Annotated in this window: 15 protein-coding genes; all 15 read left to right on the forward strand. The window is 26.0% G+C overall.

Going from position 1 to position 12999, the window contains the following annotated elements:
• Window positions 1-17 precede the first annotated feature (17 nt).
• The 15 genes from EV215_RS01275 to EV215_RS01335 all read left to right on the forward strand — a co-directional run bounded on the left by EV215_RS01275 (window position 18) and on the right by EV215_RS01335 (window position 12989).
• Window positions 18-764, forward strand: a complete 747-nt coding sequence (locus EV215_RS01275) for a WecB/TagA/CpsF family glycosyltransferase (RefSeq protein ID WP_134112105.1) — start codon at window positions 18-20, stop codon at window positions 762-764.
• 104 nt (window positions 765-868) lie between these two features.
• Complete coding sequence (locus EV215_RS01280; protein ID WP_134112107.1) at window positions 869-1099, forward strand: hypothetical protein; 231 nt, start codon at window positions 869-871, stop codon at window positions 1097-1099.
• A 73-nt stretch (window positions 1100-1172) separates the two neighbouring features.
• Window positions 1173-2141 (forward strand): hypothetical protein, encoded by a 969-nt coding sequence (locus EV215_RS01285; RefSeq protein WP_134112109.1) that lies wholly within the window; start codon window positions 1173-1175, stop codon window positions 2139-2141.
• Between the two features lie 44 nt (window positions 2142-2185).
• On the forward strand, window positions 2186-3154 hold the full coding sequence (locus EV215_RS01290; RefSeq protein ID WP_134112111.1) for a hypothetical protein: 969 nt from the start codon (window positions 2186-2188) through the stop codon (window positions 3152-3154).
• 53 nt (window positions 3155-3207) lie between these two features.
• Window positions 3208-3390 (forward strand): hypothetical protein, encoded by a 183-nt coding sequence (locus EV215_RS10460; RefSeq protein ID WP_166667301.1) that lies wholly within the window; start codon window positions 3208-3210, stop codon window positions 3388-3390.
• A gap of 113 nt (window positions 3391-3503) precedes the next feature.
• Window positions 3504-3980 (forward strand): hypothetical protein, encoded by a 477-nt coding sequence (locus EV215_RS01295; RefSeq protein WP_134112113.1) that lies wholly within the window; start codon window positions 3504-3506, stop codon window positions 3978-3980.
• Window positions 3981-4024: 44 nt separating this feature from the next.
• Window positions 4025-4252: a hypothetical protein gene (locus EV215_RS10465; protein WP_166667302.1), complete on the forward strand. Its 228-nt coding sequence runs from the start codon at window positions 4025-4027 to the stop codon at window positions 4250-4252.
• A gap of 432 nt (window positions 4253-4684) precedes the next feature.
• Entirely contained in the window at window positions 4685-5701 is a 1017-nt protein-coding gene (locus EV215_RS01300) for a LacI family DNA-binding transcriptional regulator (protein WP_134112115.1), read from the forward strand.
• Between the two features lie 16 nt (window positions 5702-5717).
• Window positions 5718-6338, forward strand: a complete 621-nt coding sequence (locus EV215_RS01305) for a GNAT family N-acetyltransferase (RefSeq protein ID WP_134112117.1) — start codon at window positions 5718-5720, stop codon at window positions 6336-6338.
• 21 nt (window positions 6339-6359) lie between these two features.
• Window positions 6360-7175 (forward strand): purine-nucleoside phosphorylase, encoded by an 816-nt coding sequence (locus tag EV215_RS01310; protein ID WP_134112118.1) that lies wholly within the window; start codon window positions 6360-6362, stop codon window positions 7173-7175.
• A 106-nt stretch (window positions 7176-7281) separates the two neighbouring features.
• Entirely contained in the window at window positions 7282-8817 is a 1536-nt protein-coding gene (locus tag EV215_RS01315; RefSeq protein ID WP_134112120.1) for an ABC transporter ATP-binding protein, read from the forward strand.
• The gene (locus EV215_RS01320; RefSeq protein ID WP_208320306.1) at window positions 8807-9865 is read left to right on the forward strand and encodes an ABC transporter permease; all 1059 of its coding nucleotides are present in this window, start codon (window positions 8807-8809) and stop codon (window positions 9863-9865) included. The genes EV215_RS01315 and EV215_RS01320 overlap by 11 nt, the downstream gene beginning before the upstream one ends.
• Window positions 9865-10743 carry an ABC transporter permease gene (locus tag EV215_RS01325; protein ID WP_134112124.1) on the forward strand — a complete coding sequence of 293 codons (879 nt, stop codon included), beginning with the start codon at window positions 9865-9867 and terminating at the stop codon, window positions 10741-10743. The genes EV215_RS01320 and EV215_RS01325 overlap by 1 nt, the downstream gene beginning before the upstream one ends.
• A gap of 223 nt (window positions 10744-10966) precedes the next feature.
• Window positions 10967-11617 (forward strand): fructose-6-phosphate aldolase, encoded by a 651-nt coding sequence (gene fsa, locus EV215_RS01330; RefSeq protein WP_134112126.1) that lies wholly within the window; start codon window positions 10967-10969, stop codon window positions 11615-11617.
• Between the two features lie 58 nt (window positions 11618-11675).
• The gene (locus EV215_RS01335) at window positions 11676-12989 is read left to right on the forward strand and encodes a thymidine phosphorylase (RefSeq protein WP_134112128.1); all 1314 of its coding nucleotides are present in this window, start codon (window positions 11676-11678) and stop codon (window positions 12987-12989) included.
• The last annotated feature ends 10 nt before the right edge of the window (window positions 12990-12999 follow it).

A 12999-nucleotide genomic window follows, 5' to 3' on the forward strand; every position in this document is an offset into this window, starting at 1 on the left:
TAAAAAAGGAGTGAAATATGGATGAAATAACATTAGTAAATGATCTAAAGATAACAGGATTTGAATCGTATAACGAATTATTCAATGAGATATTATTAAAAAAGAACATTCAAAATTTTTTAATTATTAATTATATGTATTGGGTTCCTTTTGTAAAAGCTAGAAAAGATAAAGATTATTTAGAATCTTTAAAATATTCAGGTTATATTTTACCAGATGGAGTAGGACTTTTAACATATATAAAAGTTTTATATGGAAAAACATTATTAAATTTAAATGGAACAGATTTAAATCCAGAATTAATAAAATTTTTTAATGATAAAAATATGAAGATAGCACTTTACGGTACTACTCAAGAAAATATAGAAAAGTGTGTAAAATCTTTAAATTCAAAAAATATTGATATATATTATTATCAAAACGGATATAGGGGACTTGATTTTTCTAAAATAGAAGATAATTCAGTTCTATTTGTAGGGAAGGGTAGTCCAATACAAGAGATTTGGGTGAAAAATAATTTTAAAACTATAAAAGAAAAAAAGCTTATAGTAGTCACTGTAGGTGGATATTTTGATTTTGAAGCTGGTTTTTATAAAAGAGCTCCTAAATTTATAAGAGATTTAAAAAGTGAATGGATATATAGAATTTTAGACAATCCTAAATTACAAATACCTAAATATATAAATAATTTTTATTTTCCATGGTTTATATTTAAAGACTATATTAAACTCAAAAAGAAAGTAAAAGAAAAAATTTATGTATAAAACTTTCAAATTAATTTTTGAAAGTTTTATTTTTTTTGAGGAAAAGTGTAGAGTTAAGTAGTATAATATAATAGAGGTAATTAATATATGAAAGAGGTGGGATAATGAAACGGGTAATAATTCTAAATTTATTGGTAATAATGACGTTTTTTACAGGTTGTTTTGGGAATAAAGATAATAATACAGATACTATAAATACTGGAGGAGGAAGTGCGTCAGTTGTAACGGTATCTGGTAATTTATCGACAATATCAAGTGCAACTACTAATGGAAGTATAGCTTTTAATACAACAGGAACAAGTGTTACGGGAAAATATAAATATATTTTAGCTTGAAACAAAAGAACCTATAAAAGGTGAAATAAAAAATGATGGTTCGTTTTCTGTATCTGTTTTTACAGGAGAATATATGTTTTATTTCTTAAATGAGTATGGAATAAAATTAAATGAACTTGGATTTGATACTAGTGATAAAACTGTTGGGGAAATAAATAAAAGTCTTGATTTAGGTGATATTGAAGTAGATGAAATACAAAATAAAATAGTTGCAAAAAGCGAGAATATAGAAACAAAAGATGGAAATAAAGTTGTGATACAAACAAAAACTAAATCAGAAGTTAAATTAAATAATACAATTATTAAAACAAAACTAAAAAAAGTAACAAAAACTATAATAGAAGATAATAATTTAGGAGAAGTACAGGAAGATAAGATAATAATTATTGTAAAATCAACAGATACAGTAAAACAAAAGATAGTATTAGAATTTTCTAGTGAATCAGAATCAGAGGATGTACCAGAATTAGAATTTAAAACTATAAAAATAGTAAAAGAAGAAAAAATTACAATAAATGGAGAAACCAAAGTAAAAATAACAACTAAAACAAAAACTATAGTCACATTTGATGCAAAAGAAGTAGGAAAAGATATTGAAACAGTAAATGATAAATTGAAAGATGATTATAATGATGGAATATTAGATACATCAAATATTTTAACATGGAATATAACTGCAGATGATTTTAATGTATTAAACCCAAAATCATTATCCGAAGTATATGATAGTATAAGAAATATAGAAAATAAAAGTAATAGTAATGCTATAAATTATTTATTTAAAGCTATATTAAGTACAGAAGAGCTTGAAACCACTATTAGAGACGAAATATTAGATGGATTGAATAATACTACATTGGTAAATCAGCTTAAAAATGATACGGATTATAAAACATTTAAATATGCATTAGATTTTTATAAACCTTCTACTTTTTATAATCTACAATCAAAAAATGTATTGAACAAATTAGATAATATAGTAGATTTAATAGAAAATTCTTATTTAGTAGGTGAAACAGTTGTATTAGATAGTAAAATTTAACAGATGGATATAATGTAATTATTACGCCAGAAGTGTTTGAAATAATGAGTGGATTATTTAAAGTATTTGTGTCTCAAGTATATTGGTTGGCTTCTTTTGATATTTCTGATGAAGCTGATTATACTATATTTGAAAACTTAATAGAAAATTTTGATTCGTTATATTCAAATTCAAATACATTAAGTGAATTTTTAAATAGTTATTTTAAAGATCTATCTACATTTGATGTAAATAATGATTATCAACAAAAAGCTCTTACTTATATAAAAGAAGCAATAACAGAAATTATAGAAGGTATAGATGGAATATCTGTATATAATGTTGATAATTTGTCAGATAAGGCAAATATTATTTCTTTTGATTCTCAAGTAGAGAAAGATGATTTATTAGATGGATTAGAAATAATAAAAGAAGCATTAAGTGATGAAGGAGCAATAATTAAGACAGAAGATGGAGAATCATTTAGAATTAATTTATCAAAATTATACACTTTTGATTTGAAAAAAATGATGATAGATTTGACACAAGGAATAACAAATTTAGACAAAGCAGATTATGAAATGGAAGTGAATTTTTTAAATTCTACATTAGGTGGAATTTTCCCTGATGGTATACCAACTTTATTAAAAGATGATATATTAGAAGTTGAAACATATGAAGAAAGACCAGTAATATTAGATAATGGAGAAATGTATTGGAAACATTTTATAGTTATAAGAGAGTATGATAGTAATTATAAATTTACAAAAGCAGAAGTATATGATGAAGAAAAAGATGAATTAGTAGCAAAATATATATATGAATATGATGATGAAAATAATACAGTAAAAGTAATAATAAGTGATAAAAATGGAAATGAAACTGGGGAATATAGATTATATCAAAATAAATTAAACGGACATCTCATAGAAGAAGTTGTTTTAGTATATGAGTCTAATGGAAAAGAAATATTAATGAAATACATGTATGATGAAAATGGAAATAAAACTAGCGAGGAAAAAGTTATTAATTAAAAATAAAAAGCTCTGTAAATACAGAGCTTTTTTTAAAAAGTCTAAGGAGAAATATGAAAAAGAATATTTTATTATTTTTATTATTATTTAATAATATTTTTTCAAATGAAATATTTTATAAATATAGTAATCTATATAATAATACTGAGTATAAAATATATTCTCAAAATTATTTTATAGATTACAATTTTTTTAATGTAAACTATGTTGAAAAAAAAATAAAATTCCAGAAATAGATTATTTTAGTGATTTATTAAATCTAGGATTAGATTTTAAATATTATAGTTTTGAATATAAAAGTATAAATTTTAAAATACCGTATTTTTATTTAGATAATGAGAAATTAGAAATGGAAAAAAGTAAAAATTATATAATATCAAATAGAATAACAATTCCTTTTAAAAAATATAAAATAAGTATTAAATATAGTAAAAATATTAATCAAAATTATAAATTTATATCAAATTATGGTAACTTTATTTTTAATGATTTTGATTATAAAGGTTATAAATATAGTATAGAAAAAGGTAAATATAAATTTATATATGATATTAATAGTTTTAAAACAAATTTTAAATTAAATAACGTATCTGAATTAGGAAAATTTAATGGGAAATGGTATTTAATATCATTAGGAACAAATAATTTAAAGATTAATTATAGAAAGATTTATTCAACTTCATATTTTGATATAACTAAAAATAATGCATTTTTTGTTACAAGTAGTCTGGATAGATATTTTTATGGGAAAGCTAATATAGATATAGAAAATTATGAATTAGAAAATGACTATATTAAAAAAATTATAGAAATAAATTTATATTAAATAATAAATTTGGTATTATACAAAATAACAGTAATATTTATTTAATGACAGAATATTATAAAACTCTTCTTAATCTTTTTTTTATTAAAATATCAGAAAAATACAAAACAGAAAATATATATTATGATATACCAAAATATATGTATTATAATATATTAAATATAGGATATGAGAGAAAGATAAAAAATAATTTTATTATAGGTATAAATAAAATAATTCCAATTGTATTAAATATAAAAATAAAAACAATAAAGACAAAAAAAATAATATAAATGCAAATATGATGGGGGATATGAATAAGAATTTTAAAATAGGAAAAACGAAAGAAATAATCTTAAGTGGAGTAACAATTTATTTTAAATATGAAATCTAAATTTATGATAAAATATAAAATAAGTATTTCTTGATTTAGGAAACAAAATATAGAAAAAAGTAATTTTATTTACTTTAAATGAGGTATAGATAAATATTGAGTTTCATATAAATTATATATTATCTTTTGAAATGAAAACAGTATCATAAAAAAAACTAATTTTGGATGAATAAAATAGGATAAAATGTAATGGAATTTCAGATTTTCGTTCTTAAAACATAGAAAATGTATTTTTTTCGTTAAAAAAGTTAAAAAACTATTGACTTTTTATAAAAAATATAGTAATATAACTATTGATTAATGTAACCGTTTACATCAAAGGGGTGTAGAAATGAATATAAAAAAGGTGGCAGAATTATGTAATGTTTCTGTAGCTACAGTTTCTAGAGTTATTAATAAAAAAGGGAACGTAAAGAAAGAAACAGAGGAAAAAATACTAAAAGTAATAGAAGAGCTTAATTATATACCAAATGCACTTGCTAGAAATTTATCTAAACAGGAAAGTGATGTAATAGGGGTAGTAGTTCCAGATGTTACTAATGTTTTTTATACTGAAGTTATAAAAGGAATAATGGAAAGCGCTAGCGAAAATAATTTACATGTAATCTTTTATAATACAGATTCTGATATGGAAAAAGAAATAAATGCGCTCAAAATGATAAAAGAACAAAGATTAAAAGGAGCACTTTTAATTAGTGCATTAAAAAAGAGTAATAAAGATAAAAAACTATTGAAAAAAACGCTTGAAACATTGGATATGCCTCTTATATTAATAAATAAATACATAGATAATTTACCATATGATGGAGTATTTACAGATGATATAATGGCAGGATACTTGCTTACAGAAGCTCTTATAGATAATAAACATAGTAATATAGCTATACTTACAGGGGCTAAAAACTCTATTGTAGCAAATAATAGAGTGATAGGATATAAAAACGCTTTTAAAGATTATAATATAGATATAAAAAATGAAAATATTATATATGCAGATTTTAATAGTATTGAAAATAGTTATAAAATAATAAAAAAACATTTTTCAAATAAAGATATACCAAAAGGGATAATAGCAGGAAATAATAATATAACTATTGCCTGTGTAAGGTATTTTAATGAAAGAAAAATAAAAATTAATAAAGATGTGTCTCTGGTTGCATTTGATGATATTGAAATCTTAAACTGGTTGGGCGTGGAGCTTACAGTAGTAAGTCAAAATCCTAAAGAGATGGGAAAAGAAGCATTTAATATGCTATTTAATAGAATAAATAATAAAAGTATACCTATTAATAGAATACATGTAGTACCAGAATTAATACTTCGAGGCTCAGAAAAAATATTAAAATAAATAATTGGAGGTAGAAATGGATATAAGTTTTTTAGATTGGTTAGGATATTTGGCATCATTTATAGTTCTTGTATCACTTACAATGAGCTCTATTCTTAGACTTAGATGGTTTAATTTGTTTGGAGCATTACTTTTTTCAGCATATGGATTTGCAATAGGGTCAATACCTACTGGAGGAATGAATGCTGGAATTGTACTTATAAATATTTATTATTTAGTGCAATTATATACACAAAAAGAAGATTTTAAAATAATAAGAGCAGAGAAAGAATCAGAATATTTAAAATATTTTATCAGTACAAATTATAATGAGATAGAAAAATATTTTGATGTAAAAGATTTAGAAGGAGAAAAAGAATATTATTTTATGCTTAGAAATAATCACACAGCTGGTATTTTAGTAGGTGAATCACAAGAAAATAATAAAACATTTTTTATTAATATAGATTATGTAACACCTGAATATAGAGATTTTAAATTAGGGAGTTATTTTTTTAATCAAAATATAGATTTTATTAAAAATAGAGGTTATACTAAATTAAAGACTAAAACAAATAATGAAACACATAAAAAATACTTAGAAAAAATAGGATTTAAAAAATCAAATGATGAGTACTACATCAAAGAAATAGCTTAATTTTTTTTTAGGAGGAATAATATGTATAATAAAGTAATGGAAACAGTAGAATTTTTAAATGAAAGAGTAGAAATGAGACCAAAAGTAGCAATTATTTTAGGTTCAGGACTTGGAGATTTGGTTGATTATATTGAAGAAAAAATAGAAATACCTTATGAAGAAATACCAAATTTTCCTGTATCAACAGTTGCAGGACATGCAGGTAAATTAGTATTTGGAAAAATTAATGGAGTAGAAGTTCTTGCAATGAAAGGTAGATTCCATTATTATGAAGGTTATGAAATGAAACAAGTTACATATCCTATTTATGTAATGAAACAGTTTGGAATAGAAAATATGATTGTAAGTAATGCAGCTGGAGGAATAAATAAAAATTTTAAACCGGGGACATTAATGCTAATTACGGATTTTATAAATATGTTTGGAACAAATCCATTGATTGGTAAAAATGATGAAAGATTTGGAGTAAGATTCCCAGATATGTCAGAAGCTTATTCAAAAGAACTTATAAGTTTAGCTAAAAAAGTAGCTGAAAAAAATAATGAAAAATATGAAGAAGGAACATACTTAGGGACAACAGGACCGTCATATGAAACAGCTGCAGAAATAAAAATGATGTCAATAATGGGAGCAGATGCAGTAGGAATGTCTACAGTTCCTGAAACAATAGTAGCTAATTATTTAGGTATAAAAGTATTAGGAATATCATGTATTACAAATATGGCGACAGGAATTGCACAAACTGCTCATTCTCATGAAGCAGTGGTTGATATTGCAGTAAAAACAGGTGAAAGATTTTGTAAATGGGTAGTAGATATAGTATCAGAATTAAAATAATTAAAAGTAAAACTAACAAAATAAAAAATAATCTTGACTTAGTATAAGTTTTTTAAGTAAAATAAAAAAACGTTTTAAAAAATAAATTGATATTAGGAGGGTATCCGTGAGCAACTATATATTAGAGATGAAAAATATTCGAAAAACTTTCTTAGAAGGGAAAGTTGTAGCAAATGATGATGTTTCTCTAAGAGTAAGAAAAGGTGAAAAACATGCAATCGTTGGAGAAAATGGTGCAGGGAAATCTACTCTTATGAAAATATTAAACGGATTATATCAACCAACATCAGGTGATATATATTTTCATGGTAAGAAAGAAATAATAAATGGTCCTGGAGAAGCGGCAAGACTAGGTATAGGAATGGTATACCAACATTTTATGCTTGTGCCAACTCTTACAGTAGCAGAAAATATGATACTAGGAGTAGAACCTAAAAAAGGATTAGAATTAGATATTAATACTGCTAGAGAAGAAGTAAAAAAAGTATCTGAAAAATATGGATTAGCTATAGATCCAGATGCTAAAATAAGTGATTTATCTGTAGGGATGCAACAAAGAGTTGAAATTTTAAAAATATTATTTAAAGGTGCAGAATTATTAATATTTGATGAACCTACAGCAGTTCTTATTCCTCAAGAAGTAAAAGAACTTTATAAAATTATGGACAATTTAATAGCTGAAGGAAAAACAATAATATTTATTACTCATAAATTACAAGAAGTTTTAGATATTGGGGATAATATTACAGTTATTAGAAAAGGTAGAGATGTAGGAAATTTATCAGTAAAAGACGCTACAAAAGAAAAAATTGCTAATATGATGGTTGGAAGAGCAGTTTTATTTGATGTAGAAAAACCTGAAGTAGAATTAGGAGACGATTTATTAGTAGTTAATAATATAAAAGTTAAAGGAAATAAAGGTGGAGTATTAGCTCTTGATGATGTTTCGTTCACAATAAAAGCTGGAGAAGTTGTAGGAATAGCTGGTGTTGAAGGGAATGGACAATCTGAACTCATAGATGTACTTACAGGGCTTAGAAAAATAGAAGCTGGAACAATTACATTAGAAGGAGAACCTCTTGCTAATATAACTCCTAGAGAAGCTACATTAAAAGGAGTGTCTCATATACCAGAAGATAGATTGAAAAGAGCAGCGATAAGTCAGTATACATTAGAAGATAATTTAGCATTAGGACAACATCAAGATATATATGCAAAAGGAATTTTGAGAGCTTTTAGAGATTTTAATAAAATAACAAAAAAAGCAAAAGAATATCTTGAAAAATATGATATAAGACCTAGAGAACCAAAAATAATATTTGGTAGAATGTCAGGTGGGAATCAACAAAAAGTAATAGTTGCTAGAGAACTTGAAAAAAATCATAAATTTTTAATAGCTGCTCAACCAACAAGAGGAGTGGATATAGGAGCTATTGAATCTATTCATAAAATAATACTTTCAGAAAAAAAAGAAGGTAAAGCTATTATGGTAGTATCTTCAGAACTTTCTGAAATATTAAACTTAAGTGATAGAATAGTAGTAATGTTCCACGGAAAAGTAATGGGAATATTAGATAGAAAAGATGCTACAGAAGAAAAATTAGGAATATTAATGGCAGGAGGTAAGCTTGATGAAAAATAAATTAAAAGAGCTAGCAATACCTTTTTTATCGGTATTAATCGCACTTGTAATTGGTGGAGGAGTTATAATTTATCTTGGTGAAAATCCATTAACTGCATATGGATATTTATTTGGTGGAGCATTTGGAAGCGATAGAGGTATAGCAAGAACGATGCTTGAAGCGACACCTATGATATTTAGTGGACTTGCAATAATGTTTGCTTATCAAGCTGGAATGTTTAATATAGGAGCTCAAGGACAGGTAGTTATGGGTGGACTTGCAGCAGCAGCAGTAGGAGCATTTGTTAATAATCATTTTATAAATAACGTATATGTAGTAGTATTAATCGCAGCAATAGCAGGATTTTTATGGGCAGCAATAGCAGGATATTTAAAAGCAAAGCTTGGAGTCCATGAAGTAATTAGTACGATTATGTTAAACTATATAGCTAGTAATTTTGAACAATATTGTTTGAATTATCCTTTAAAAGAAGGTGGACCTCTTGGACCAACACCTCAAACACCTCCAGTAATGGAAATATCAAGATTACCATTATTGTTACCTGATAGTAGAGTATATTTAAATGTAGGATTTATTATAGCTCTAGTAGCAGTAGTTGTTGTATGGTTTATCTTTAATAAAACTGTATTTGGTTATGAAATAAAAGCAGTAGGATTTAATTTTACAGCAGCAGAAAATGCTGGTATAAATGCTAAAAAGATATTATTATTAACTTTAGGGATTAGTGGATTATTAGCTGGTCTTGCAGGAGCTGAAAGAGTTCTTGGAGGAGTTGGACAATATACATATAGACAAGGATTAATGGCAGAATATGGATTTGATGGTATAGCAGTTGCACTTTTAGGTAAAAATACTCCTATAGGAGTATTAATATCAGCGTTCTTATTTGCAACACTAAGAGTTGGAGGAAGAGCAATGCAATTTAACACTTCTATTCCAAGTCAAATCATTATAATAATTCAAGCAGTAATTATATTACTAATTGCTTCAGAAAATATGCTTTCTGATTTACTTAAAAAATTTAAGAAAAAGGAGGCTAAAGCATAATGGGTATATTTATTAGTTTAATTTTAGCCACAATAAGACAAGCGGCTCCAATTTTAATAACAGCTATTGGAGGAGCATTTTCAGAGATAACAGGTGTTGTAAATATAGGACTTGAAGGTATGATGTTAATGGGTGCATTTAGTGCTGCAATTGGATCATATTATACTGGAAATCCTTATATAGGAATTATATCTGGTATGGTAGCTGGAGGATTAATGGCAGCAGTACATGCAGTACTTAGTATAAAATATAAAGGAAATCAAACAGTATCAGGTGTTGCGATAAATTTATTTGCATCAGGATTTACAGTATTTATGCTTAGAGTATTGTTTAATCAATCAGGAAATACTCCATCTGTACCAAAAACACCACAATTATTTGGGATGTCAATAATAGTTTATATTATTTATATATTAGCATTTGTTGCAATATTTGTAGTATATAGAACTGTAATAGGGCTTAGAATGAGAGCAGTTGGAGAACATCCATTAGCGGCAGATACAGTAGGAATAAATGTAGATAAAATAAGATATATTGGAGTAATATTATCAGGAATGTTTGCAGGACTTGGAGGAGCTTATTTATCAATAGGAGCTTTAGCACAATTTACTAAAAATATGTCAGCAGGAAGAGGATTTATTGCTTTAGCAGCGGTAGTATTTGGTAAATGGAATCCAAAAGGAATACTTTTAGCAAGTTTATTATTTGGATTTGCTGATGGATTACAAACTTTAGCACAACAATATGTAAAAGCTATTCCACCGCAATTTATTCAAATGTTACCATATGTTTTAACACTTCTTGCGCTTGCAGGGGTAGTTGGTAAAGCGGTAGCACCTAGTGCGTCAGGGAAACCATATGATAAAAACGAAGCTTAATAATATTATTTAAAAATTAATAAAATTATACTTGAAATATTGGAAATTTAAGGGTAATATTAAATATAGTAGAGTCCGGGAGAAAATCCCGGATTTCGAAGAGAAATGTTGTAATCGATTACATGTTTAATGTGATAAGCATATTATAATTAATTTATCTATAATTTTGGATATTTAGATATATTGGAATTAATAAAAAAAGAAAAATAGGAGGAATAAATATATGAAAATATTTATAGATACAGCAAATGTAGAAGATATAAAAAAAGCAAATGATATGGGTGTAATATGTGGAGTAACAACTAATCCTTCATTGATTGCTAGAGAAGGTAGAGATTTTAAAGAAGTAGTTACAGAAATTACTACTATTGTTGATGGGCCTATTAGTGCAGAAGTAGTATCATTAGAAGCAGATAAAATGGTAGAAGAAGCATTAGAATTAGTAAAAATTCATAAAAATATAGTAATAAAATTACCTATGACAATAGATGGACTAAAAGCTTGTAATATACTTACTAAAAAAGGAATAAAAACAAATGTAACATTAATTTTTAGTGCAAATCAAGCATTATTAGCAGCAAGAGCAGGAGCAACTTATGTAAGTCCATTTGCTGGAAGACTTGATGATATAGGAGTAGATGGAGTAGCTTTAATAAAAGAGATATCAGAAATATTTAAAGTACATAGTATAAAAACAGAGATAATAGCAGCAAGTGTAAGAAATGGACTACATGTAAAAGAGTGTGCAAAAGCAGGAGCACACATTGCAACAATACCATATGGAGTAATAGAAAAAATGACACAACATCATTTAACTGATGCAGGAATAGAAAGATTTTTAAAAGATTGGGAAGGATTCGTTAATAAAAAATAGAATATATTAATATAGAATGTTTAAGGGTATAAAATTATAGTTTAGGAGGAATGGCAATATGAGAGCAGTAGATATTATTCAAAAAAAAAGAGATAATTTTGAATTGACTAGTGAAGAGATTAGTTTTTTATTAGACGAATATTTAGAAGGAAATGTACCTGATTATCAAATGTCATCATTTTTAATGGCTGTATATTTTAATGGTATGAAAAAAAAGGAATTAAAAACTTTTACAGAAAAAATGATGCATTCGGGAGACTTAATAAAATTTGAAGGTGTAAATAAATTTTTAATAGATAAACATAGTACTGGTGGAGTAGGAGATAAAACTACTATTGCATTAGCACCAATATTTGCAAGTTTTGATATAGGAACTGCAAAACTTTCTGGAAGAGGTCTTGGACATACCGGAGGAACAATTGATAAATTTGAATCAATAAAAGGGTTTACTTTTCCTGAAACAAGAGATGAACTTGTAAATATGGTAAATAAAACTGGAATAGGTCTTATGGGATATTCAGATAAAATAGTTCCACTTGATAAAAAATTATACTCTTTAAGAGATGTAACAGCTACTGTTCCAAGTATTCCTCTTATTGCTAGTAGTATAATGAGTAAAAAATTAGCAGTATATGCTGATGGAATAATATTAGATGTAAAAGTAGGTAGTGGAGCATTTATGAAAACACTTAAAGATGCTACAGACCTTGCTAATACAATGCTTGATATAGGAGATAGTTTTGATAGAAAAGTAGTAGCAGTACTTACTGATATGGATCAACCATTAGGAAGAGCAGTTGGAAATACTTTAGAAGTTATTGAAGCAATAGAAACTTTAAAAGGAAATGGGCCAGAAGAATTTACTTATTTAGTTGAAACTTTAGCAGCAGTTGGATTACAAGTAAAAGGAGATGTAAAAACATTAGAAGAGGGTAGAGAAAAAGTATGGGACATGATCAAAAGTGGAAAACCTCTTGAAATGTTAAAAGGATTTATTAAAGAAGCTGGAGGAAATCCAGGTATTGTAAATGACTATTCATTATTACCAACAGCTAAAAATAAACTTGAAGTTAAATCAGATAAAACAGGACATGTAAGTAAAATAGAAGCTGAAATGATAGGAAAATCTGCTATGGTTTTAGGTGCAGGAAGAGCTACAAAAGAAGATATTATAGATCATGCTGTAGGGCTTGTGCTTAATAAAAAAATTGGTGATGAAATAAAAGAAGGAGAATTATTGGCTACTATTTATTATAATGATGATAAAAATTTAAATTCTTCTATTAAACTTTTAAAAGAAGCATATGAAATATCAGAAAAAGAAATAGAGAAAAAAGATGTAATTTTAGATATAAAAAGTGTAAATATTTAATGGCTTTAAT

Source organism: Hypnocyclicus thermotrophus (assembly GCF_004365575.1).
Lineage (GTDB): Bacteria > Fusobacteriota > Fusobacteriia > Fusobacteriales > Fusobacteriaceae > Hypnocyclicus > Hypnocyclicus thermotrophus.

Coding starts and splice junctions, on each gene's coding strand:
- EV215_RS01275 (WP_134112105.1), top strand. CDS start 18: ATGGATGAAATAACATTAGTAAATGATCTAAAGATAACAGGATTTGAA.
- EV215_RS01280 (WP_134112107.1), top strand. CDS start 869: ATGAAACGGGTAATAATTCTAAATTTATTGGTAATAATGACGTTTTTT.
- EV215_RS01285 (WP_134112109.1), top strand. CDS start 1,173: ATGTTTTATTTCTTAAATGAGTATGGAATAAAATTAAATGAACTTGGA.
- EV215_RS01290 (WP_134112111.1), top strand. CDS start 2,186: ATGAGTGGATTATTTAAAGTATTTGTGTCTCAAGTATATTGGTTGGCT.
- EV215_RS10460 (WP_166667301.1), top strand. CDS start 3,208: ATGAAAAAGAATATTTTATTATTTTTATTATTATTTAATAATATTTTT.
- EV215_RS01295 (WP_134112113.1), top strand. CDS start 3,504: ATGGAAAAAAGTAAAAATTATATAATATCAAATAGAATAACAATTCCT.
- EV215_RS10465 (WP_166667302.1), top strand. CDS start 4,025: ATGACAGAATATTATAAAACTCTTCTTAATCTTTTTTTTATTAAAATA.
- EV215_RS01300 (WP_134112115.1), top strand. CDS start 4,685: ATGAATATAAAAAAGGTGGCAGAATTATGTAATGTTTCTGTAGCTACA.
- EV215_RS01305 (WP_134112117.1), top strand. CDS start 5,718: ATGGATATAAGTTTTTTAGATTGGTTAGGATATTTGGCATCATTTATA.
- EV215_RS01310 (WP_134112118.1), top strand. CDS start 6,360: ATGTATAATAAAGTAATGGAAACAGTAGAATTTTTAAATGAAAGAGTA.
- EV215_RS01320 (WP_208320306.1), top strand. CDS start 8,807: ATGAAAAATAAATTAAAAGAGCTAGCAATACCTTTTTTATCGGTATTA.
- EV215_RS01325 (WP_134112124.1), top strand. CDS start 9,865: ATGGGTATATTTATTAGTTTAATTTTAGCCACAATAAGACAAGCGGCT.
- fsa (WP_134112126.1), top strand. CDS start 10,967: ATGAAAATATTTATAGATACAGCAAATGTAGAAGATATAAAAAAAGCA.
- EV215_RS01335 (WP_134112128.1), top strand. CDS start 11,676: ATGAGAGCAGTAGATATTATTCAAAAAAAAAGAGATAATTTTGAATTG.